The sequence below is a fragment of the Ferruginibacter sp. SUN106 genome (genome assembly GCF_050611765.1).
Taxonomy (GTDB): domain Bacteria; phylum Bacteroidota; class Bacteroidia; order Chitinophagales; family Chitinophagaceae; genus Ferruginibacter.
On sequence record NZ_JBODJC010000004.1, the window covers coordinates 14,840 to 38,962 of the forward strand.

The 24,123-nt window shown below is 38.6% G+C and carries 15 protein-coding genes; 12 read left to right on the forward strand and 3 right to left on the reverse strand.

Annotation, left to right across the window (positions count from 1 at the left end):
- Positions 1 to 25: 25 nt before the first annotated feature.
- From ACQ334_RS16235 to ACQ334_RS16250, 4 genes are all read left to right on the forward strand, one after another.
- Positions 26 to 985, forward strand: a complete 960-nt coding sequence (locus ACQ334_RS16235; protein ID WP_430989302.1) for a hypothetical protein — start codon at positions 26 to 28, stop codon at positions 983 to 985.
- A gap of 53 nt (positions 986 to 1,038) precedes the next feature.
- Entirely contained in the window at positions 1,039 to 1,506 is a 468-nt protein-coding gene (locus ACQ334_RS16240) for a hypothetical protein (RefSeq protein WP_430989303.1), read from the forward strand.
- A gap of 91 nt (positions 1,507 to 1,597) precedes the next feature.
- Positions 1,598 to 2,773 (forward strand): M20 metallopeptidase family protein, encoded by a 1,176-nt coding sequence (locus tag ACQ334_RS16245; protein WP_430989304.1) that lies wholly within the window; start codon positions 1,598 to 1,600, stop codon positions 2,771 to 2,773.
- A gap of 158 nt (positions 2,774 to 2,931) precedes the next feature.
- On the forward strand, positions 2,932 to 4,335 hold the full coding sequence (locus tag ACQ334_RS16250; RefSeq protein ID WP_430989305.1) for an MBL fold metallo-hydrolase RNA specificity domain-containing protein: 1,404 nt from the start codon (positions 2,932 to 2,934) through the stop codon (positions 4,333 to 4,335).
- A 478-nt stretch (positions 4,336 to 4,813) separates the two neighbouring features.
- Here the strand turns inward: ACQ334_RS16250 and ACQ334_RS16255 are convergent, their stop codons facing one another.
- The 3 genes from ACQ334_RS16255 to ACQ334_RS16265 all read right to left on the reverse strand — a co-directional run bounded on the left by ACQ334_RS16255 (position 4,814) and on the right by ACQ334_RS16265 (position 10,207).
- Entirely contained in the window at positions 4,814 to 7,684 is a 2,871-nt protein-coding gene (locus ACQ334_RS16255) for a DEAD/DEAH box helicase (RefSeq protein WP_430989306.1), read from the reverse strand.
- A gap of 82 nt (positions 7,685 to 7,766) precedes the next feature.
- Complete coding sequence (locus ACQ334_RS16260) at positions 7,767 to 9,011, reverse strand: NAD(P)/FAD-dependent oxidoreductase (protein ID WP_430989307.1); 1,245 nt, start codon at positions 9,009 to 9,011, stop codon at positions 7,767 to 7,769.
- A 182-nt stretch (positions 9,012 to 9,193) separates the two neighbouring features.
- On the reverse strand, positions 9,194 to 10,207 hold the full coding sequence (locus tag ACQ334_RS16265) for a LacI family DNA-binding transcriptional regulator (RefSeq protein WP_430989308.1): 1,014 nt from the start codon (positions 10,205 to 10,207) through the stop codon (positions 9,194 to 9,196).
- Between the two features lie 169 nt (positions 10,208 to 10,376).
- On the opposite strand from ACQ334_RS16265, the gene ACQ334_RS16270 reads away from it, so the two are divergent.
- The 8 genes from ACQ334_RS16270 (at position 10,377) to ACQ334_RS16305 (ending at position 24,113) form a co-directional block, all read left to right on the forward strand.
- Entirely contained in the window at positions 10,377 to 11,267 is an 891-nt protein-coding gene (locus ACQ334_RS16270; protein ID WP_430989309.1) for an inositol oxygenase family protein, read from the forward strand.
- A gap of 54 nt (positions 11,268 to 11,321) precedes the next feature.
- Entirely contained in the window at positions 11,322 to 14,342 is a 3,021-nt protein-coding gene (locus ACQ334_RS16275; RefSeq protein ID WP_430989310.1) for a SusC/RagA family TonB-linked outer membrane protein, read from the forward strand.
- Positions 14,343 to 14,366: 24 nt separating this feature from the next.
- Positions 14,367 to 16,016 carry a RagB/SusD family nutrient uptake outer membrane protein gene (locus tag ACQ334_RS16280; protein WP_430989311.1) on the forward strand — a complete coding sequence of 550 codons (1,650 nt, stop codon included), beginning with the start codon at positions 14,367 to 14,369 and terminating at the stop codon, positions 16,014 to 16,016.
- Positions 16,017 to 16,103: 87 nt separating this feature from the next.
- A complete protein-coding gene (locus ACQ334_RS16285; RefSeq protein ID WP_430989312.1) occupies positions 16,104 to 17,084 on the forward strand; it encodes a purple acid phosphatase family protein in 981 nt (326 codons plus the stop codon).
- Between the two features lie 40 nt (positions 17,085 to 17,124).
- The gene (locus ACQ334_RS16290) at positions 17,125 to 18,888 is read left to right on the forward strand and encodes a hypothetical protein (protein ID WP_430989313.1); all 1,764 of its coding nucleotides are present in this window, start codon (positions 17,125 to 17,127) and stop codon (positions 18,886 to 18,888) included.
- A 6-nt stretch (positions 18,889 to 18,894) separates the two neighbouring features.
- Positions 18,895 to 20,118, forward strand: coding sequence for an acyltransferase family protein (locus ACQ334_RS16295; RefSeq protein WP_430989314.1), 1,224 nt, complete (start codon positions 18,895 to 18,897; stop codon positions 20,116 to 20,118).
- A 79-nt stretch (positions 20,119 to 20,197) separates the two neighbouring features.
- On the forward strand, positions 20,198 to 21,841 hold the full coding sequence (locus ACQ334_RS16300) for a sodium/sugar symporter (RefSeq protein ID WP_430989315.1): 1,644 nt from the start codon (positions 20,198 to 20,200) through the stop codon (positions 21,839 to 21,841).
- 70 nt (positions 21,842 to 21,911) lie between these two features.
- Positions 21,912 to 24,113: an alpha-N-acetylglucosaminidase gene (locus ACQ334_RS16305; protein WP_430989316.1), complete on the forward strand. Its 2,202-nt coding sequence runs from the start codon at positions 21,912 to 21,914 to the stop codon at positions 24,111 to 24,113.
- The last annotated feature ends 10 nt before the right edge of the window (positions 24,114 to 24,123 follow it).

A 24,123-nucleotide genomic window follows, 5' to 3' on the forward strand; every position in this document is an offset into this window, starting at 1 on the left:
ATTGATGGAACAGTTTTTGCAAATTATGGATCATTCAGATAATCAACGTAACCAGATGAAAATCAAATCGCTTTTATTTTTTGCTGCTTGTTTTGTGACAGTTCTTTGTTTTGGTCAAACCCAGGTTAGCACGGATACATCGGTAATTGTTATTCCGCATTGGAAAAAAGGGGACATACATAAAGTAAAATTCAGCAGTACAACAATTAATAAGCATGATGGAAAGGAAGCCAAATACCTGTCAGTTTTTGAAGCCTCTTTTTCTGTTATTGAAAAAGATACAACAGGCTATATTGTTGAATGGGTGTATACCAAATGCAGCCTGGCTCCCGGTGATATAACAACCGAAAATCAGATTCTGGCCGGCCTTGTAAATACAAAATTAGTATGTAAATTAAGTACTACAGGACGGTTTAAAGACTTAGAGAACGCTGATGAGTTGATGGTGGCAACTGGTAAGGTAGTAGATGATCTGATAAATAAAAGCCAGCAGGACCCCACAATGAATATTCAATATGTTGGGGTTAAGAATATGCTGGTATCAAAGCAGGCTTTAGAACTGGTATTGTTAAAACAAATTAAGTTTTATAATTTTTCTTTTGGCTATAAGTACAGGCTGAATTTTGTTCAAACGAATAAATTGAAAATGCCTAGTCTTTTTGGAGGGCAACCTTATGATGGTGTTGAAAAAGTGGAACTAAAAAAACTGGATAATCCGAATGCTGTTTGTATTATAGAGACAAGTAAGACAGTTGATAATCAACTTTTGAAAACCGGGCTTATGGAATATTTGAAAAAAGCTGCAGCACAGGCAGGGAAGCAGATGGATACGAACTTCAACAACGAGAATTTAGAATATACTGAAGCCACAATGCAACAAATTGAATTTAATAAGGGACTGATACAAAAAGCTGATTTTACCAGGGTGGTGAATTTAGGAATACAAAACAGGACAATAGTCATTGCAATTGAGGCGGCCGATTAACAAAATATAAATTATTTAATAGTGGTACTTTAGTAAGTGAAAATAAAAATTAAATGAAAAGAATAATAACATTATTTGCCGGGTTGCTTTTTTTTATTGCCGTACAGGCGCAAACTGTAGCTACCGATACTGCAGTTACCGGCAAAATAACTATTAATAAAGACCCGAGGCTGGATATTTTAGCCAAACAGGAAGCTGAGATTAATAAAGCCACTGTTGGCCTTGGTATAAGAGCCGCTAAAGGTTTCCGCTTATTGGTATTAAGCAGTAACGATAATGAATATGCCAAAAAAGTAAGGTCATTGTTACTGCAGCGCTTCCCCGAACAAAAAGTGTACATGACATTTCAGGCGCCATTTATAAAACTGAAGTTTGGCAATTTTGTAGAAAAAGACGAAGCAGAGAAGTACAGGAAATTACTTACCAATTCTAAAATAGTTACTACTAATATTTACCTGGTACCGGAAATTGTAGAGGTGAAAGTGGATAAGAATAAAGAACTTGAAGAGAACCAGCCTTAAGGCGTGAGACGTGAGACGTGAATGGTGAAACGTCAATCGTCAGTAGGTATCCACGATTCACCATTCACGTTTGACTATTCACGACTCAATTATGCTGAAAGAAAAAATACAACAACTAGCAAAACTATATGCCGGTGAATTTATTGACGTAAGGCATCATATACATTCCCATCCCGAATTAAGTTATAAAGAATTTGAAACCTCAAAGTTTGTACAGCAAAAATTACAGGGCTGGAATATTCCTTTTGAAGTAATGGCCACAACAGGTGTGGTGGGTTTGATAAAAGGAAAAAATCCGGAGAAAAAAATAATTGCATTGCGTGCCGATATGGATGCATTGCCCATTACAGAAGCCAATGATGTGCCTTACAGATCATTGCACGAAGGGGTGATGCATGCCTGCGGACATGATGTACATACCACCTGCTTATTAGGCGCTGCAAAAATTCTACATGAATTAAAAGATGAATGGGAGGGAACGGTAAAATTAATTTTTCAACCGGGAGAAGAGAAAAATCCGGGAGGTGCCAGTATAATGATCAAAGATGGCGTACTGGAAAATCCGAAGCCACAAAAAATATTTGCCTTGCATGTGCACCCGGGGATGGAAGTGGGGCAACTGAGTTTTCGTGGTGGTATGATCATGGCGAGTGCTGATGAGATTTATATTACCATCAAAGCAAAAGGCGGCCATGCCGCAGCGCCGCATTTAACCGCCGATACTATTTTAATTGCATCGCATTTAGTAGTAAGCCTGCAACAAATTATCAGCCGCAACAATAATCCTTTTAACCCTTCGGTATTATCCATCACTTCTTTTAATGGTGGTAATACTACCAATGTTATTCCGAGCGAAGTAAAACTGATGGGTACTTTTCGTGCTATGAATGAGGAGTGGCGTTTTAAAGCGCATGAACTGATAAAAACCCAAACTATAGAACTGGTAAAAACAATGGGTGCCGAAGCTGATATTTTAATTGATGTCGGCTATCCCTTTGTGCTGAACGACGAAGCATTGAATGCAGTGGCCCGTAAAAATGCTGAAGACTACATGGGAGCAGCCAATGTAAGCGAGACAGAATTAAGAATGGGCGCTGAAGATTTTGGTTATTACTCTCACCAGGTGCCCGCCTGCTTTTTCAGGTTGGGCGCCGGCAATAAAGCAAAGGGCATTACCAGTGGTGTGCACACACCAACATTTAATATTGATGAAGGAGCAATTGAAGTGGGGATGGGGATGATGGCTTTTTTAGGAAGTGGAGAATGAGAAAGAATGCTCAATTTTCAATGTTCAACGTACAATGCTCAGGGAGAAGGTACCTGTATTTTAACTTGAAAATTGAACATTGAGCATTGAACATTTTCACGTAAATTGAATAGCGATTGCATAAATTTTACATGCAGCTAAAAAAATAAAAAACTTATATGAAGATTGCTTTCCACGGCGCTGCCAGAACCGTTACCGGTTCCAAGCACTTACTCAGTTTAAAAAACGGAAAAAAATATTTACTGGATTGTGGTATGTTCCAGGGATTAGGAAAAGATACCGACATGATGAACCGCCAGTTTGGATTTGATCCCACTGAAGTAACTACATTGATTCTTTCGCATGCGCATGTGGATCATTGCGGGCTCATTCCCAAATTAGTGGCAGATGGTTTTAAAGGAAAGATCTATTGCACGCCTGCAACTAAAGAATTGTCAGCCGTATTAATGGAAGACAGTGCCGGCATACAGGAAAATGATGTGAAGTACGAAAATAAAAGAAGGGCACAGGAAGGCTTACCTTATTTAAAACCTTTGTACACTACCGACCAGGCATTGGCTGCAGTGGATCAGTTTGTAACGGTAGATTATGATACCTGGTTTACCATAGATGAAAATATCGACGTGATGTATACCGATGCCGGTCATATCATTGGCAGTGCAGCGGTACATTTAAAAATTAAGGAAGATGGAAAAGTAACCAGGTTAACTTTTAGTGGTGATGTGGGAAGATACCGTGATGTGATCTTAAAATCACCGGCAGAATTTTCGCAGGCCGATTATATTATTTTAGAATCTACTTATGGCAACAGCCTGCACGATAATGCCACCACCACACCCGACCAGATTTTAGAATGGGTGGAGAAAGCCTGCATTCAGAAAAAAGGAAAATTAATTATTGCAGCCTTCAGCGTGGGCCGCACACAGGAAATTTTATTTGCTTTAAATCAACTGGAATTAGAAAGACGATTGCCAGATGTGCCGTACTATGTAGATAGTCCGCTGAGTGTGAAAGCCACTGAAATTGTAAAGCACTACCCGCAGTATTTTAATAAAACCATACAAAAGATATTAGCCAGCGATAACGATCCGTTTGGATTTAAGGGATTAAAATTTGTGCAGTCGGTTGATGAATCTAAGCTGCTGAATTTTAAGAACGGGCCGATGGTTATAATTTCTGCAAGTGGCATGGCCGATGCAGGAAGGGTGAAACATCATATCAGCAATAATATCGAAAGCAGCCGCAATACTATTTTAATGACGGGCTATTGCGAACCGAATTCCTTAGGTGCTAAATTGCAACAACCGGGTAGAAAGGAAGTGAATATTTTTGGTGTTACGCATGAGATCAATGCAGAAGTGGGCAGCATCCGCAGTATGAGCGCTCATGGTGATTATGATGACCTGAGCCAATTCCTGGCCTGCCAGGATCCTAAACAAGTGCAACGTTTATTTTTAGTGCATGGAGAATATAATGTGCAACAGGATTTCCGTTTACGGTTAATGAAGAAAGGTTATGATGTGGAAATACCGGAAATGCATAGTGAAGTGTCTTTGTCGTGAATGGTGAATCGTCAGTCGTGAATATTAAAGAAGTCAAGTTTTAAAAACTTGACTTCTTTTTTGAGAGCCTTAAATAAATAAAAACTCCGTTTACGATTAATGAAGAAAGGCTATGAGGTGGAAATACCGGAAATGCATAGTGAAGTGTCTTTGTCGTGAGTGGTGAATCGTCAGTCGTGAATATTAAAGAAGTCAAGTTTTAATAACTTGACTTCTTTTTTGAGAGCCTAAAATAAATAAAAACTCCGTTTACGATTAATGAAGAAAGGCTATGAGGTGGAAATACCGGAAATGCATAGTGAAGTATCTTTGTCGTGAATGGTGAATCGTCAGTCGTGAATGACTGTATATTTTTTAGGACTCAACCTGAACGGAATGCATCTTTATAAAAAAATACAAAGTAGTTTTTTTAGCCACTAATTACACCAATAGCCACTAATAGAACATTTTTATTCGTGAAACTTTGTGTAATTAGTGGCTAACTAAACAAAAATTCGACATCCTCTTTCGTAAGTTGTTTTACAAAACCTTCATTATCGCCGATTAAATTTTCACTCAACTCTTTTTTGCTTTGCTGTAACTGCATAATTTTTTCTTCAATGGTATCCTTGCAGATCATTTTGTATGCAAATACATTTTTCGTTTGTCCGATACGGTGTGTACGGTCGATGGCCTGTTGTTGTACCGCATTATTCCACCAGGGGTCAAACAGAAAAACATAATCCGCAGCAGTTAATGTAAGCCCTGTATTACCTGCCATCAGGCTGATGAGGAATACCTTTGTGGTATTTTCCTCTTGTTGAAAATCCGCTACCAGCTGGCTTCTTTGTTTGGCAGGTGTACTGCCATCTAATACATAAAACGAAATGCCTTTTTGTGTTAGCGTATCTGCAAGCAATTGCAGCATTTTTGCAAACTGGGAAAATACTAATACTTTATGTTTGCCAAGGTTACTCAGTTCTTCCAGCAACAGGTCTGTTTTAGCAGAGAACTGGGTGCTTTGTTCTTCGGCAGGTAATAACATCGGAGAACTGCAAATTTGTTTCAGCTTCATGATGCCCTGCAGCACTGCCAGTTTGGTTTTACCAAGGCCATTAGTTTTTATATCGGTGAACAGGTTATCTTTTATCTGGCTTTTAATGCCATCGTACAAATCTTTTTGCTGCGTACTCATGTTGCACCAAAGCACAGATTCAGTTTTTTCGGGGAGGTCTTTGGCTACTTGTTTTTTAGTACGGCGTAAAATAAAGGGCGCTGTTAATTTCTGCAGCATCCATATCTTTTCTTCGTTATGGTCTTTATCAATAGCATCGGCATATTCTCTTTTAAAAAATTCCCTGCTGCCAAACATGCCCGGCAATAAAAATTCCAGCTGACTGTACAAGTCAAAAGTATTGTTCATTACCGGAGTACCACTAAGGGCTACACGACAATTGCCCTGTATTTGGTTTACCGCTTTGGTGATTTGTGCCGCAGGGCTTTTAATATTGTGGCTTTCATCAATTACCACCACTTCAAAGGGAATGATAGCCAAAGCTTCTATATCAGATCGTAGTGTGCCATAGCTGGTGATGCATACATCAGTAGTTTTGTTGCTCACATTATCCAGGCTGCGTTGTGTGCCATGGTGTACATAGCTACGCAGGTGTGGAGCAAACTTTTCAATTTCGGCCTGCCAGTTGTAAATTAAAGAAGCAGGGCAAACAATTAAAGCCATGCTTGCAGCAACAGTTTCTAACCTGTCGGTGATAAAACAAATAGTTTGTAAAGTTTTACCAAGGCCCATATCATCTGCCAGGCAGGCACCTGCATTAACTTCAGCCAGCAGCTTTATCCACTCAAAACCTTTTTGCTGGTAAGGCCTTAAAGTGGCTTTTATTTTTTTTGATACCGGGTAAACTATCGTATCAATATCCTGCCATTTTTCCCAAACCTGCCACCAATCGGTACTAATGCTGAGTGATAAATTCTTTTCTTCAGTTGCTTTGGTATGTTCACCAATGGCCAGCCATTTGGGTGCCAGCAATGTAGATGGAGTACTGATCTTACTGTGTTTTATAATAGTACCAAATTCTGCCAGCCAGTTTTCATGCAGTACACCCAATGAACCATCTTTTAACATCACCGCTCTTTGACCTGCTAAAATAATTTTCTGCAATTCATTTAAAGGCACCAGCTCTTTTCCAAAGTGTAAAGAGAAGTTTATTGCTACTTTGCTGTCGTTGATATTTTTAATTACAAAATCAGTTTCCGGCTTGTGCGGCGAATACCTGAAGTGTGTTAGCATATCAATGCCCGCCAGTTCAATATTCATTTCCAGCAACTGGTGGTACACTTTTAAAAACCATTGTTTTTTTTGCGCATCTGCAAAACTTACATAATACCAGCCATTTAATTGTTTGGGAAAATTCGGATGCAGGCTTTCCAGTAATTTTTTAAAATCCAGTTCGGCGGGTTTGTTTCTTTTGATGAAAACCTGTTGTCCTTCCTCTGTGGTTTCAATCTGTTCTTTCCATTCGCCTTCTGCAATATTGCCATCATACAACCATTGCGGTGTAAGTACTAAAAAAGAATTGCTGATCTCACTCAGCATCACTCTTTGTGTGGGTACAATATTTTCTACCAGGTTAATGGCAAATAAATTATTTCTTTCTACCGTATAATTCTCTTCCAGTACCGCTAAAATGTTTTTTGCAAAGGCAGCGCCATCAGCATCAATGGTTTTATTTTTTTTGATCCATTCCAGCGTGTGGTAATCTTTATTTTTAAGAATAAAATATTCATTCTTGCTTTCTAATAAAAAAGCAAAGCGGCGAAAATCATACTCGGCATAAGCAATACCATTGATGGTGATTTGTGTAAACAATAAAAAATTATTGTTTTGTTTTTCAACGGTAAAGCTAAGTGACGGTGTATAGTTACTGAATGTACAAGGTGCTATCATCAGGTTACCCGTTGCAGGATTGGGCAGCTGGTGATAACATTTCAGTAAAGGAAAGAATGGTTTTACTGTTTCAAAAAGTTGTTGCAATTGCCGGTTGTAGGCAGTGCCGATAAATTGCTCTGCTCCAATGCCTGATTTTTGTTGCTTGTATTTTTTTACCAGTTCATCTTCAATCACTTTCACTTTTTCCGGTAGTAAGGCAGTTACTGCTTCTTTAGCAACCGGAGGTAATGCAGCAAAATATTTAGACAGGTCTCTTGATGATAATTCCTGTGAACTGTACTGTACAATGCCTTGTCCTTTTTGTAAAGTTAACAGGTGAACAAAAGGGTTTCGTTTGAGTAGTTGAAGGGGTAAAAAAAGAATGCCGGTTTTTACTGCAGCAGCTAATGTTTCAGGAGTCATCAGGTTAAAAACGTTAAACTATTTTGAACAGGCATTATAAAACCTGGGATATAAATTAAAAACAAAATGATAAAATCAGTAATTAAAATCTTTCTACTTTAAAGGCACTGATATTAATAGAAGTGGTTTTACGCTGAATGATCTCGGTTACCAATTTGCCGGTACCCGTACCTTCGCTGATGCCCAGCATAGCATGGCCGCCTGCAATCACTACATTGTCGTATAAATGATGTTTGCCAATATAAGGTAAGCCATCCGGTGTAACAGGCCTTAAGCCACTCCATATTTTATCAGCAGGAGGAAAATCAATTTTTAAACCAGGATAAAAATCCAATGCAGAATCGTAAATGCCCTGCATGCGTTTTACCAATACTTTATCGTTGATACCACTTAATTCCATGGTGCCACCAATTCTTAATTGATTGCCCCATGGTGTAATAGCACATCTGCCATCAACTAAAATAGCAGGGTATTTAATATTTTTTTCTACCGAAGGATAAGTATAGCTGTAGCCTTTACCCGGTTGCAATAATAATTTTATGCCCATCATTTTTACAACTTCCGGCAGCCAGCTGCCCGTTGCAACAATTACCTCATCGCAGGTTATTTTTCCTTTATCAGTTATTACAGCAGTTATCTTTTTAGCAGCTTTTTCAAAGCCGGTAACAGTGGTGTTGAGTTTAAATTGTACACCTTTACTGTCCAGGTAATCTTTCAACGCCACCATCATTTTACCGGGATTAAAATGACAATCATCTTTAAACAAAACAGCACCGGCAACATTCACTTCTACATTCGGTTCTAATTTTTGCACATCTTCTTTTACCAGGCGCTCTACTTTTAAACCCAGCATTTCTGCGTCATCAGCCATGTGAAATTCATGATCTAATGTTTTTTGTTGTTTGCACATCATCAGGCAACCAATCTCTTCCATATCAAATGTATTGCCGATATCGTTCCGTAAATCGTTGATGAGTTTGCGGCTTAGTTGTAAAATATTATTTAAGTGCGGTGAATTCTTTTCTACTGTAGCGGCATTGCTGCTTTTCCAGAAATGATACCCCCATTGCATCAGGTCCAGGTTCAGCCTGGGTTTAATATAAAAAGGAGAAGTGGGGCTCAGCATCCATTTTAAGCCCTGGCTGATAATGCCCGGGCTGGCCAGGGGCACAAAATGACTGGGAGAAATATAACCCATGTTGCCAAAAGAACAGCCGTCTGTAATATCTCCACGTTCAATAACCGTAACGTTGTAACCGGCTTTATTTAAGTAGTATGCACTGGACAAACCTATCACCCCGCCACCGATTACAACAATTTCACTCATAAACAATTATTAGTTTTTACATTCTTAATTACAAGTGGCAAATTACTAACTAATGTGCTTACAATTTCATGTTTGGGGTAAAATTTTCAGCAGTAAAAACAAAGCTTACGGGCATGAACATATTTGAACCCCCGCAGGTAACGATCTCTGGAACCAGCGCATTGAAATTGATCCGGAAAGCATTAAATTTTTGTGGATTTCCGGATGGTTAATACAGAAGGAATAACAACGGTTTCATTAGGAATAACGAAATTCTTTTTTTCCAATGCTTTTACTAATGTGGCTGCGGCGGCCTGGCCAATTTCGTAGGCGGGTTGTGTAATGGTGGTTAACGGAGGATTTAAAAATGAAGCCGTATCTAAATTGGAAAAACTGATCATCTGCAGATCGTTGGGGATTTTTATATTCAGGTCTTCACAAACTTTATAAATAATGATCGATAAATTTTCAATCGAACATAAAATACCATCGGGCCTTTTAGCAGCTTTTAGTTTTTTCAAAAGCGTATTGTAATTATTTTCAAAGTTGGTAGTGCAATTAATAATATTGTTATCGGTGAATGGTATGCCATTATCTTCCAAAGCTTTTTTATAACCTTGCATGCGGCAACTGATGATGTTAAGATTACCGATGATAGAAACAAAATGCGGATTTTTACAACCGCTGTTTATTAAATGTGTAGTAGCAGCATAAGCACTTTCAAAATCGTTGGTGGTAACTTTTACTGTGTTGATCTCATTAAACACCCGGTCGAAAAAAATAACCGGCACCTCTTTCTCAATTAACTCACTGATATGGGTACAGCCTGTTGTTTCTCTTGATACTGAGAGTAACACACCATCCACACGGCCGCTTTCAAAATCTTTTAAGATCGCTTTTTCATTCTCAAAATTTTCATGCGTTAAATAGATCAGTACATGATAGCCTTTTGCTTTAGCTACCGATTCGATGCCGTTGATAGATTGGGAAAAAAAACTGTTTACTACTTCGGGTATCACTACGCCAATGGTTTTGCTTTTTCTTTTGCGTAAGCTGCTGGCATAAGGGTTGGGGGTATAGTTCAGTTGCTCGGCCAATGCCAGTACTTTTCTTTTTGTTTCTGCACTTATCTCGTGGCTGTCTCTTAATGCTTTTGAAATGGTAGAAACAGAAAGTTGTAATTCTTTAGCTAATGTTTTAATAGTTAGTTTGTCCATCTTAATATCCTTGATCCGCTTGTTTATTATGTTGTAAGCTACATAAATTTTTCAGGAAAAGCGAAAACGGTTGCGTAAATAAAAATAGCCCGATGCGTCATTTGTAATTTATAAAATGTCAATTTAGTGTTACGATTTTTAGATCAGACACTTAAAACTATTGCACTATATGGCGTCAACAGCAAAGCAATTGCTTCCCGGAGAAGTAAACCCACTGCACAGTCTCGACGAATGGGAAGAAGACGTTCTGGAACGTTATCCCGATCCAAAAGCTATTGCAAAAGATAAATCCACAGAAGCGTACAGAAATTATGAAGCTCCTGCAAGGGATACGGTAAAAGAATTTTACCGGCTCAATCACACGTATCAGACTTTTGATTTTGTTAAAGAAAAGCAAAACAACTTTTTAAAATTTGATAAAAAGGAAATGCCGGTATGGGATGCGTTCCAGTTTTTAAATCAACTGGTTGATGATTCCGATCCTGATACCGACCTGGATCAGTTTCAGCATTTATTACAAACCTCCGAAGCTATAAGAAGAGACGGGCATCCCGACTGGATGGTGATGGTAGGATTGATGCATGATATGGGAAAAACGCTTTGCCTGTTTGATGAGCCGCAATGGGCTGTGGTAGGCGATACATTCCCTGTAGGATGTGCTTACTCTGATAAAATTGTTTATCCTGAATTTTTTAAAGACAATCCCGATTACAACAACGAAAAATACAATACTAAATACGGTGTTTACACACCGAATTGCGGTTTGCGCAAGGTAGATATGAGCTGGGGGCATGATGAATATGTGTACCAGATGATGAAAGATCATTTACCTGAAGAAGGTTTGTATATGCTGCGTTACCATTCTTTTTATGCCTGGCACAGAGAAGGAGAATACAGTCATTTATTAGATGATCACGATAAGGAAATGTTGAAGTGGGTAAGTTTATTCAATCCTTACGATTTGTATTCAAAGAATCCCACACCACCCAACTGGGATGAACTAAAGCCTTATTATACAGAGTTAGTGGCAAAATATCTGCCGGCAACTTTAAAGTTCTAAATTTTTTTTATTCAAGTATTGACCAATTAAATAATCTAACCAAAACAACCAATCATGCGCTTGCTATTCCAACAATTTTTAAAAAGCAGTACTGCTGTTCTGCTGCTTTTATTTGTGCTGCCGCTTTGTGCTGTTGCACAAACAAAATCGGTTTCGGGTATTGTAAAAGATGCCAAAGGCGATCCTGTTCCTAACGTTACTGTAACGGTAAAGGGCGGTAAAACCGGGGTTGCTACTGCAGCCAACGGATCATTTACAATTAATGCAGCACCCGGTGCCACACTTGTGTTTAGTGCCGTTAATTTTGAGACTACAGAAATTAAAATCGGCGCTGCTAACAGTTACGATGTGGTGCTTGCAGAAAAACAAACCGTATTAACAGATGTGGTAGTGGTGGGATACGGTAAAAGTTCCCGTAAAAATTTATCCAGTGCGGTAACCACTATTAAACCCGATGACTTTAATAAAGGAGCTATCGGAGATATAGGGCAATTGTTACAAGGTAAAGTTGCCGGTGTAAATATTACTGCCAGTGGCGATCCTAACAGGTCTGCTGCAGTGATATTGCGTGGTGCGTCTACACTAAACAGTTCGCAAGGCCCATTTTATGTAATTGATGGAATACCCGGTGCTGATATAGCAGTAGTGGCTCCTGATGATATTGCTACTATCGATATTTTAAAAGATGCTGCGGCCACCGCTATCTATGGTAACCGTGCTGCAAACGGTGTAATCATCATCACCACAAAAAAAGGAAAGAAAGGACAATCAGTAGTAACCTATAGTGGTTATGTAGGAACAGAAAAAGTTTCCAGCGAATTGAAAATGATGGATGCTTCTCAATTAAGAGCATTTGTTACAAAAAACAACCTGGCTTTTACACCAGCTGATGATAAAGGTGCCAATACCAACTGGCAGAAAGCCGTGGAAAAAAACAGTGCATTGTCGCACAATCATAATATTTCTTTAAGTGGCGGTAACGAGCATACTACTTATAATGCCAGTGTAAACTACTTAAGCAAAGAAGGTATTCTTTTAAACAGTGATCTTACCAGGGTGATTGCACGTATTGGTTTAGAACAAACTGCTCTTAATGATAAAGTAAAGTTTGGTATCAACGTAACTAACTCTAACAGTAGTGCCGATGACCTGCCTTACAGGAATACCATTTTATTACAGTCTGCGCTTTACCTTCCAGTATCTCCAATTAAAAATGCCGATGGATCTTATTTTGAAAACTTTGTTAAGTCTGGTTACTACAATCCTGTATCCATGCTTAACAATGCACAAATGAATACCAAGTACAATTTGTTGATCGGAAGCTTTAACACACAGGTTAAATTACCTTTTGGATTAACCTATGATCTGAATCTTTCTTACCAGAATTCATCTTACCTGTACGGTGCTTACCTGAATAAATATTTTACCAGTAAGTATAACAGTATGTATGATAATCCTGATCCGGGTTATAGCGGGCATACTTTACAGGCTTTTGGTTCAAACGGACAAGCTACAAGAAGTTCATTCCAGGACAGGAAAAAAGTATTGGAAACATTCCTTACATGGGATAAAAAGATCGGGTACCATAGCATCAATGTAGTAGCAGGATATTCCTGGCAGGATAATATTATCGGAGATGGTTTCCAGATCACTACCAGTAACTTCCCTGTTGATAATACCAGTTATAACAACCTTACCTTAAGCAGCCCGTCTACTTATGGAAGTGGTTTATACTTTGGTGCAGGTGGTGCGTATCAGCATACCCGTTTGATATCAGATTTCGGCCGTTTGAATTATAATTACAAAGAAAAATATTTGCTGCAGGGATCAATCAGGAGAGACGGAAGTTCAGTATTTGGTAAAAATAATCAATGGGGTTACTTCCCTTCTGTAGGCGCTGCATGGAGAATTACACAGGAAGATTTTATGAAAAATCAAACCATTTTTTCTGACCTGAAATTAAGAGGCAGTTATGGTGTAACAGGTAATGCTTCTGGTTTTAATGCGTATACAGCGCAATTTATTTCAGGAAGCCTGGGTACTTATTATTATAACGGTGTAGGTTTAACCTCTGCATACGGCCCTACACAAGCTGCAAACTTTGACCTGCAATGGGAGAAAACAGCTACTACTAATTTCGGTTTAGATTTTACCGTGTTGAAAGGAAAATTAAGCGGATCAATTGATTGGTATGATAAAAATACTACAGGAATGATCTATGGTTACAGGGTAGATCCGATACTTGTTCCTTCCGGCAGAATTACTGCAAATGGCGGTACTATCAATAATAAGGGTATTGAGTTGAGCTTGACTGCCACTCCGGTTTCTACAAAAGATTTTACCTGGAACAGCAGTATCAACCTGGCACATAATAAAAATGTGATCACCAAATTAACCAATCCATTATTTATTGGAGGCGACTCTGTAAGTGTTAGTTATCCTGAAGGCGGTGGTCAATCAGGAAGTTCATTACAACTGTTGAAAGAAGGTCATCCTTTAGGCCAGTTTTTTACACTGGAATATGCAGGTAAAAATTCTGCAGGGGTGTCTCAGTTTGTTGCTGCTAATGGTAGCTTAACCACCACTCCAACAAGAGCTGATTATCGCTATGAAGGTGATGCACAACCTAAGTTGGTAATGGGATGGTCTAACAGCCTTAAATACAAAGATTTTGATTTTAATGTTTTTATCAGAGGCGTATTTGGCAATAAAATATTTAATGCTACCCGTGCAGACCTCTTCAGGCCTACTACAGCAATGAGTAGCAATATTCTTGTTGATGCGGCAGACGAGTCACCTGCAGATGGAAATGCATATAAATACTCCAGCAGGTTTATCGAAAGTGGCAATTACATCAGGTTTGATAATGCTTCATTGGGTTATACCATCAAAGGCATATCTAAATATATCAAATCGATGAGAGCTTATACTTCTGTAAATAATCTTTTTACCATCACTAAGTTTAAAGGTATTGATCCGGAAGTTAACCAGGGAGGAATTGCACCTGGTGTTGATTATAATAATTTCTATCCTAAAACAAGAACCGTTTTAGTGGGAGTAAACGTTTCCTTTTAATTAAAACTTGCTAAATAATAAATCATGAAAAAATTAATAGCTTATATTGTTCTTCCTGCACTACTGCTGAGTGCAATAAGTTCATGTCATAAATTAGATGTTCCTATTACCACACAGTTAACCCCGGATGTTTTTCCAAGAGACTCATCACAGTTTATCGCTGCTTCCGGTCCCGTGTATGTGGCACTAAGAGGCAACTATGCTGCTGAGTGGTTCTTTCAGCAAACCTATTCTACCGAAGAAGGTATCATGCCTGCAAGAGGTGGTAACTGGTATGACGGAGCACAAAATGTACAGATGCATTATCATAACTGGACCAGGGATAACGGATACGTTAATGGTAACTGGGATTGGTTATCAACTGTAATTGGTTATGCCAACCAGACACTTTCTATATTAGGTACTACAGAACCAGCTGGTGCTGCTAAAAATACCAATATGGCTGAAATAAAGATGGTGAGAGATCTTGCTTATTTCTTTATGATGGATAACTATGGCAACGTTCCGCTGGATACTGTATATGGTGATTTCTCTCCGCATACAAACGTACCAAGAGCGCAGGTTTTTAATTTTTTAGAGAACGATATTAAAAGCTGCATTCCAAGTTTAAGTACTGTAAATGGTGTTAGCACTTACGGACGCCCAACAGTATATTGCGCCTATGCACTATTGGCAAAAATGTATCTGAATGCTGAATACTATACTGGTACCGGCAGATATAATGACTGTATTGCAGCATGCGATAATGTGATCAGTTCTGGTAAATTCAATTTTGCCACTATTGCAAACTACCTGCAAATGTTCTATCCGCAAAACGGCCCCACAGCACCGGGCAGTAAGGACGAATTTATATTTGCTATTCCTTACGATGCAACCTCAGTAGGTAATTATGGCCGTTCAGCCAATTACCATGCAAGGTATGATGTACCTCGTTCGATGGGATTAGTGTCTGCTGGTGCTGGCTATAACTATTTCAATATTCCTTATACACCCGGGGCGCCTGCAAGCACACTGCCTGAGTTCTACGCTAATTTTAATGACCCTAATGATATCAGGAATAAACAATGGCTTACCGGTTTGCAATACCGCCAGGATGGAGTAACGCCAATAACTATTACCACTACACTAAAAGGATATGACCAGTTTTATGCTGGTGCAAACGGAAGCGATCCTTATACCTACCAGTTAAATCTTACACCCAATATCGTATTAAGACAATCGGTAGCATTGTTTGATTGCGGTAATGATGAAATTGCATGGAACATGGGATACCGTAATATTAAATTCTATCCTGATGCTACTTCAACCAGCAGGAACCAGAATAATGATATCCCTGTATTCCGTTATTCAGATATCATCCTGATGAAAGCTGAAGCAATTTTGAGAGGAGGAACGGCAACATTAGGCCATACACCGCTATCATTGGTAAATTCTTTAAGGGCAAACCGCACCACTTCAGCACCGCTGGCAACAGTAACGTTGAATGATATCCTGGCAGAACGCTCACGTGAGTTTGCATGGGAAGGCTGGCACAGGAATGATGTGATCAGGTATGGTAAATACGAAGGTACATGGGGCTTCAAGACAAATAATGAAACTTATAGAAGGATTTTCCCTATACCAACAGGTGCATTTGCAGTTAACCCTGCTTTAGTACAAAATCCAGGTTATTAATTTCTTACAATAGCAGTAGTACAATCAATCAAAGCCCGGAGTTTTTACTTCGGGTTTTAATTTTAAATTGTAGAAAATTACAGTAGCATGAAACGTCAATCAATTCTTGTTGTCACTTTTACAATTTTAATTGCAGCAGCAGTTAATGCACAGGTATTAATTAAAGACAGTGCAAATTATGTACAGCCTGCAACACTTACTACACCACCCGGAGCGCTAAATTTTATTGCTATGGGAGATTGGGGCAGGGTAGGTGCCGATCATCAAAAAGAAGTTGCACTGCAAATGGGCAAAACTGCTTCTGATATAAAATCACAATTCACTATTGCCACAGGCGATAATTTTTATCCCAGTGGAGTGATCAGCGAATTCGATCCTTTGTTCCATTATTCCTTTGAAGATATTTATACCGCATTTTCTCTGCAATGGGATTGGTATCCTGTATTGGGTAACCATGATTATAAAAGCAATCCTGATGCACAGGTAGCGTATTCAAAGATCAGCCGCAGATGGAAAATGCCGGCACGTTATTATGCTAAATTAATTTCGATACCCGGCGATACAGCCAGTAAAATTTTATTTTTATTTATTGACACCAACCCGTTGATACCGGAATTTTATTCCAATGCCGATTATGGGCCAAATGTAAAAAAAGCAGATAGTGCCCAGCAAAAGAAATGGATTGCAAAAGAATTAAGCAATACTTCGCCGGATATTAAATGGAAAATTGTGGTAGGGCATCATCCGATGTTTACCGGTGGCAGCAGGTACGAAGGTTATGATACCAAAGCCATTCGTAATTCTTTAAAACCTTTGTTTGATAAATATGGGGTAGATGTTTTTTTAGCCGGGCACGAACATAGTTTACAACACCTGGTAAGTGGCAAAACACAACATTTTATTTCCGGTGCTGCTTCAGAAAAAACTGCCGCCCGTTTAGTTCCCGAAAGTAAAATGGCCGCATCTGAATATGGCTTTATGGTTTTTTCTGTTACAACAAATAGTTTAACGGTAAATACTATTGATCAGAATGGTAAAATAATTTATACCACCACCATTAATAAATAACAGTTTTGATAAAGCTGCAATAATTGCTTTCTGTAAAAATATGAAACGACATTCTTTTATAAAAATGAGTGCATTAGCAATGCTGGCGCCATTGGGTAATGATCTTTTTGCAAGAGCAATTCCTGCAAAAAGTTTTTTATCTGAAGATGATATTTTTAAAAGGATGGTAGTTGCTAATGATGCACAGGTTGATAGTTTGTTGCAAACGGTAAGCGTAGCTAATTTTAATTTTGGCAGAAAAGCAGGTTTTGATTTTGCAACTTTAACAGCATCGTATTGTTATAGCGGCTCAAAACATTTTCAAAATCCATTAATTGTTCCTAAGCTGGAAATACTGATACAGGAGCTGACCAAATTTCAAACTGAAGATGGAACGGTGAATGTAGGTAATTTAGAATCTCCTCCTGATACTGCTTTTTTGTTAGAGCCGTTGTCAGCTGCGGCTTTTCTGCTGGTAAAAAATAATGCGAACGAAACAACAAACGTTAACCTTCAATTAAAAGCATTTATTATTAAAGCAGCCGATGCATTGGCAACAGGCGGCGTGCATACACCTAATCACCGCTGGGTAATTTGTGCAGCACTGGCACGTGTACACAAAGTGTATCCCGATAAAAAATACAGTAACAGAATTGAAGATTGGTTAGGAGAAGGTATTTATATGGATAGCGATGGGCATTATCCCGAAAGAAGCCGGATATATTCCGGTGTGGAAAATAATTCTTTATTAACCATGGGGCGATTACTTAATAAGCCATCTTTGTTTGAACCGGTAAGAAAAAATTTAATTGCTACATATTATTACATGGATCCCAATGGAGAATTGGTAACTACTGATTCCCGGAGGCAGGATCAATACATGACTAAAACAATTGTTTCTTATTATTTGCATTATCGCTTTTTAGCAATAAAAGACAATAACAACAATTTAGCTGGTATTGCAAAACTGATTGAACAAATGAACGGCTTTGAAGATGAAGTGATGAACAGGTCTTTATTTCTTTTTTTAGAAGATGAATTGTTGCAACAACCATTGCCTGTTGCTGTTGCTCCACCGGTTAATTACGAAAAATATTTCACCACTTCTCAATTGGTGCGGATACGAAGGGATAAAACTACGGCAACTATTTTTGGTGGTGCAGATTGGCCAATAATCATTGCGTCAGGCCGTAGTAACAGCCCTAACTTTTATGCTTATAGAAAAGGCAATGCGGTATTAAAGTTTATGCGCTTGTCATCCGCCTTTTTTGGTATGGGGTATTTTTACAGCGAAGGCATAAAGAAAGAAGGCAATAAATATATACTGCATAAAAAATTAATGGTGCCTTATTATCAGCCCTTGCCAAAGAGCAAAAGAAAAGTAAATGGTGATTATACATTATCTCCAAGTATTGATGATCGCTTCTGGAATAAAATGGATTTTAAAGCAAGGCCGGTTAGTAATGTTAAAACATTGGATACAACAATCACTTTTGCAGAAAATGGTACTACTAACGAACTTACATTTTTAGTCAGCGGACTTAAAGGCGTTGCTGTTACCATTGAATTATGTTTTGCAGAAGGAGGAAAATTAACGGGTGTAACAGAAGCCAAAGACGGTAATAGTTTTTTAGAGAACGGGATGGGAAAATATGAATCCGGAGAAGATAGCATTCAGTTTGGCCCCGGTGCAGTAACGCACAAAACGATTACCAACCTGGAAGGTGAAAGATACAGTACACATTTTGGCACTTTACACACCAAAGGTATGTACGTATACATTACAGGTACAACACCATTTACTCATACACTGGTATTTAGTTAAACGCAAATGACAGAACAATCAGTAAATATAAAAAAGCCTGCAACAAGATTATTATCTCTTGATGCGTTGCGTGGCTTTGATATGTTCTGGATCATCAGTGGCGAAGGTATCTTTCATGGATTAGCCAACGTAGTGTTAACGAAACATTCCCTATACCGCAATCCAGCTGACTGGCAGATTGCAACCACAGGCGACCTGAATTTTTGGGAAAGAATTGCTGTGGGTATCAGTAATCAATTACATCATACACCGTGGAATGGTTTTACTTTTTATGATATTATTTTTCCGCTGTTCATTTTTATAGCAGGTATTTCAATGCCTTTTTCATTTGCAAAGCAAATTGAAAAGGAGCAACCTGGTTCGTGTCTTCACGGACCAGGGTCTAAAAGAAATATTTATCGTTCATTGATAAAACGTACACTCATCCTGATTTTTTTAGGCATGGTAGTAAACGGATTATTTAAATGGCAGGGCTATGAAAATACCAGGATGGCAAGTGTGTTAGGTCGCATTGCATTAAGTTGTTTTTTTGCTGCTATCATTTATTTAAACAGTTCATTGCGGTCACAAATTATCTGGTTTGCAGGATTATTGTTGTTGTACTGGGCTGCCATGATGCTAATACCCGTGCCCGGGTATGGTGCAGGTGTACTTACACCCGATGGAAACCTGGAAGCATACACCGACAGGATTTTATTACCCGGAAAATTACACCGTGCAGTTTATGATCCGGAAGGATTATTGTCTACTATTCCTGCTATTGGCAGTGCTATGCTGGGTGTTTTTACAGGACAGTTTTTGCGCAATGAAAAACTAACTTCAATAAAAAAAGTATTGGTGTTGATTGCAGCTGGCATTGCCTTGATTTTAACAGGCTTGCTATGGAATATTGTTTTTCCTATCAATAAAAATATGTGGACAAGCTCTTTTGTTTTATATGCAGGAGGATGGAGTGTGTTGTTGTTCGCTTTATTCTATTACCTGATTGATGTAGCAGGGTTCAAAAAATGGAGTATGCCTTTTGTGTGGATAGGCTGCAACTCAATTTTAATTTATATGGCAGCACATGGCGTAGTGAATTTTGAATCTACATCAACATTTCTTTTTGGTGGTTTGTACAATAAAACACCGGAAGTGTGGCATAATGCATTGCTGTGGATCGGAGTAGCACTCATACAGTTTGCTGCACTGTATTTTTTATACAGGAAGAAGTGGTTTTTAAAAATATAGGGTCTTTATAAAGAGACGTCAACTTTTCAAAAGTTGACGTCTCTTGCAGCTTAATTAACGATTACAAACTATTGAACTAATGAACAAACTACAGACAGCAGACTACATTGTATTCATCATTTATTTTATCCTCGTGTCGTCTTACGGCATCTATATCTATAACAGGAAAAAGGCTAAATCAACAAGCTCGAAAGATTTTTTTTTGGCAGAAGGTTCATTAACCTGGTGGGCCATTGGGGCTTCATTAATTGCGTCTAATATTTCCGCTGAGCATTTTATCGGTATGAGCGGCTCGGGTTTTGCATTAGGCCTTGCTATCTCCACTTACGAATGGATGGCTGCGGCTACATTGATCATTGTGGCCATCTTCATCATTCCCATGTATCTTAAGAATAAGATATTTACCATGCCGCAGTTTTTAGCCAAGCGCTATGATGGAACGGTGAGTACAATAATGGCGGTGATATGGTTATTGCTGTATGTATTTGTAAATCTTACTTCTATTATTTACCTCGGTGCATTGGCTATTTCATCTATTGCACCAATCAGTTTTGGCGCTTGTGTAATTGGGCTGAGTATTTTTTCTATTATCGTGACATTGGGTGGCATGAAGGTAATTGGTTACACTGATGTTTTCCAGGTATTGGTTTTAATTTTAGGAGGATTAGTGACTACTTATTTAGCATTAACATTATTATCTGAACAATTTGGATTTGGTAAAGATCTTTTAAAAGGACTTTCTATTCTACGCAAAGAAGCACCGGAACATTTTCATATGATCTTTGATAAATCGAATCCGCATTATATGGAGTTACCTGGTATGTCGGTTTTAATTGGCGGTATGCTCATTAATAATTTGGCTTACTGGGGATGCAATCAATATATTGTACAAAGAGCATTGGGCGCTGATTTAAAAACTGCCCGTAAAGGAATTTTATTTGCAGCGTTCTTAAAAATGATCGTGCCGGTAATTGCAGTGTTACCCGGTATTGCGATGTACGTAATGCACCACAATGGTATGTTTCAAAAAGAGATGATGGATTTTACGGATCCCTTACATCCTGTTTTAAAATCTGATAACGCATATCCAACACTCATGAATTTATTGCCGGCAGGATTAAAAGGTGTTGCTTTTGCAGCATTAACGGCAGCTATCGTTGCATCGCTTGCAGGCAAAGCCAATAGCATCTCCACTATTTTTTCTTTAGACATCTATAAAAAATATATTAATAAAGAAGCCAGTGAAAGAAAGTTAGTGATCACCGGAAGATGGGCTGTAATTATTGCCATGCTGATTGGTGCCATTGTAGCACCATCATTAAAAACATTAGACCAGGCGTATCAATTTATACAGGAGTATTCAGGATTTTTCTCACCGGGGGTGTTGGCTATTTTCCTGTTGGGTATGTTCTGGAAAAAAACAACTGCAGCGGCAGGTTTGGCGGGGGCATTGATAACAGTTCCTATTTCTATTGTGTTAAAAAAATTGCCAGTATGGACTAGCGGCGGTTTTCCCAATTATCCTTTTTTAGACAGGATGACAATTGCATTTTTTGTAATAGTAATTGTAATGGTTACTATCAGTTTAATAAAACCTAAACCAGAAAATGATACGCATGTGATGGAAATGGACACGTCATTATTTAAGGTATCACCCGGGTTTATTGTGGGATCGGTAATTATCTGTGGTATTTTAACAGCTTTGTACACGGTGTTTTGGTAAAATGGTGAGTGGTGAGTCGTGAATGGTGAGTAGGTGTTTCACGAATGGGTTTATTTAAAATTATTGAAAGATGAGATTTTCTGTTATTATTATATTGTATTTGTTATTGCCAGATATTATGCAGGCACAATTAAACATTGCTGCATCAAAATCATTGTTACAGCGAACGGTACCTGATCATGCTGCACAATTTGTAATTGAATCTTTACCACAACAAAACAGTAAAGATGTTTTTGAAATAGAAAGCCGCAATAATAAAATTGTATTAAGGGGCAATGATGGTGTTGCGATTGCATCAGCGCTGTATTTTTATCTTAATGAATATTGCCATGCACAAATAACCTGGAACGGTACTAATTTAAATTTACCCAAAACTTTGCCGGCAGTAACAACAAAAATTCATAAAGCAACACCTTATGAGTATCGTTACTATTTAAACTACTGCACTTTTAATTATAGCATGAGTTGGTGGGACTGGCCACGCTGGGAAAAGGAAATTGACTGGATGGCATTGCATGGTATTAATATGCCATTGGCCATAACGGGAGAAGAATACACCTGGTACTTGGTATATAAAGAAATGGGTTTTACAGATGATGACCTGAAAGGTTTTTTTTGTGGCCCTTCGTATTTCTCCTGGTTCTGGATGGGCAACCTGGATGCCTGGGGTGGCCCTTTATCTTTGAGCTGGATGAAAAATCATTTTGAGTTACAGAAAAAAATTGTTGCACGGCAAAGAGCTTTAGGAATGAAGCCCGTGTTACCAGCATTTACGGGGCATGTACCTGCAGCGTTTAAGAAAAAATTTCCCAATGCCAAACTAAAACAAACCAACTGGACCAATGGTTTTGCAGATACTTATATTTTGGATTCCGAAGACCCTATGTTTGCAATGATCGGGAAGAAGTTTTTGCAAAAGCAAACCTCTTTATTAGGGACCGATCATTTGTATTCGGCCGATACTTTTAATGAGAACGAACCACCAAGCGATGATCCGGAATTTTTAAGCAAGTTAAGCGCAAGAGTATATGATGGTATGCACCAGGCTGATACTGGTGCAGTATGGGTAATGCAGGGCTGGTTGTTTTATAGCGATAGAAAATTCTGGAAAGAAAAACAAACAGAAGCATTATTACAATCTGTACCCGATGATAAAATGATATTGCTTGATTTAGCAACTGAGATAGAACCGGTATGGAAACGCACCGATGCATTTTATGGCAAACCATGGATATGGAATATGTTGCACAATTTTGGCGGCAACACCAACCTCTTCGGAAGGATGGAAACTATTGCCACTGAACCCGCCAATGCATTGCACAATGCAAAAAGCGGCAATATGAAAGGTATTGGACTAACAATGGAGGGCATAGAACAAAATCCGGTGCTTTACGAATTGATGACACATAATACCTGGCAGGACCAAATTATTAATGTGGATGAATGGTTGCCCCGATATATTTTTAACCGCTACGGCGTGGAAAATAAAAATGCATTGAAAGCGTGGGATGTATTGCGTAAAACCGTTTATACCGTGCCGGTAGAAAAATATAAACGAGATGGTGCTGAATCGATCATTCAGGCAAGGCCAACTTTGGATTCTTCCAGCAGGTGGGCCAACACAAGATTGAATTATAATGCAAAAGATTTGTTGCCGGCCTGGGATGAAATGATGAAAGCAATCCCTGCCTGTAAAAACAGCGATGGCTTTCAATACGACCTGGTGGATGTAGCAAGGCAGGTACTGGTGAATTATGCCAGCGTATTGCAACAACATTTTGTAACAGCATACAAAGAAAAAAATATTGCTGCTTTCTCAAAATACAGTAAACAGTTTATTGAACTGATTGATGATGTGGATCAATTATTAGCCACAAGAAAAGATTTTTTATTAGGGCCATGGATAGCCAGTGCAAGAAAATGCGGCAGCACCGAAAAAGAAAAAGCGTTGTATGAGATGAATGCAAAGGATCTTATTACACTTTGGGGCGATGAGAATTGTCCGCTGAATGAATATGCCTGCCGCCAATGGAGCGGTTTACTCAGCGATTTTTATAAACCAAGATGGGAGCAATTTTTTACAAAGGCATTGGCTGCCATGCAAGACGGAAAAGAAATGGATAAGGATGTTTTTGTAAACGAAATTAAACAATGGGAATGGCATTGGGTGAATGAAAGGAAAGATTATGCTGTTGCAACAAAAGGCAGCCCGGTGGAAATAATAAAAAAGCTGTATCAAAAATATTATGTAGTTATTGAACAAGGATATTAAAAATTGGTAC

What these genes read in the sequence shown, in the direction of transcription:
- ACQ334_RS16240 (WP_430989303.1), top strand. Translation starts at nt 1,039, where the DNA reads ATGAAAAGAATAATAACATTATTTGCCGGGTTGCTTTTTTTTATTGCC.
- ACQ334_RS16290 (WP_430989313.1), top strand. Translation starts at nt 17,125, where the DNA reads ATGAAACGACATTCTTTTATAAAAATGAGTGCATTAGCAATGCTGGCG.
- ACQ334_RS16300 (WP_430989315.1), top strand. Translation starts at nt 20,198, where the DNA reads ATGAACAAACTACAGACAGCAGACTACATTGTATTCATCATTTATTTT.
- ACQ334_RS16245 (WP_430989304.1), top strand. Translation starts at nt 1,598, where the DNA reads ATGCTGAAAGAAAAAATACAACAACTAGCAAAACTATATGCCGGTGAA.
- ACQ334_RS16305 (WP_430989316.1), top strand. Translation starts at nt 21,912, where the DNA reads ATGAGATTTTCTGTTATTATTATATTGTATTTGTTATTGCCAGATATT.
- ACQ334_RS16270 (WP_430989309.1), top strand. Translation starts at nt 10,377, where the DNA reads ATGGCGTCAACAGCAAAGCAATTGCTTCCCGGAGAAGTAAACCCACTG.
- ACQ334_RS16285 (WP_430989312.1), top strand. Translation starts at nt 16,104, where the DNA reads ATGAAACGTCAATCAATTCTTGTTGTCACTTTTACAATTTTAATTGCA.
- ACQ334_RS16265 (WP_430989308.1), bottom strand. Translation starts at nt 10,207, where the DNA reads ATGGACAAACTAACTATTAAAACATTAGCTAAAGAATTACAACTTTCT.
- ACQ334_RS16235 (WP_430989302.1), top strand. Translation starts at nt 26, where the DNA reads ATGGATCATTCAGATAATCAACGTAACCAGATGAAAATCAAATCGCTT.
- ACQ334_RS16280 (WP_430989311.1), top strand. Translation starts at nt 14,367, where the DNA reads ATGAAAAAATTAATAGCTTATATTGTTCTTCCTGCACTACTGCTGAGT.
- ACQ334_RS16295 (WP_430989314.1), top strand. Translation starts at nt 18,895, where the DNA reads ATGACAGAACAATCAGTAAATATAAAAAAGCCTGCAACAAGATTATTA.
- ACQ334_RS16275 (WP_430989310.1), top strand. Translation starts at nt 11,322, where the DNA reads ATGCGCTTGCTATTCCAACAATTTTTAAAAAGCAGTACTGCTGTTCTG.
- ACQ334_RS16250 (WP_430989305.1), top strand. Translation starts at nt 2,932, where the DNA reads ATGAAGATTGCTTTCCACGGCGCTGCCAGAACCGTTACCGGTTCCAAG.
- ACQ334_RS16260 (WP_430989307.1), bottom strand. Translation starts at nt 9,011, where the DNA reads ATGAGTGAAATTGTTGTAATCGGTGGCGGGGTGATAGGTTTGTCCAGT.
- ACQ334_RS16255 (WP_430989306.1), bottom strand. Translation starts at nt 7,684, where the DNA reads ATGACTCCTGAAACATTAGCTGCTGCAGTAAAAACCGGCATTCTTTTT.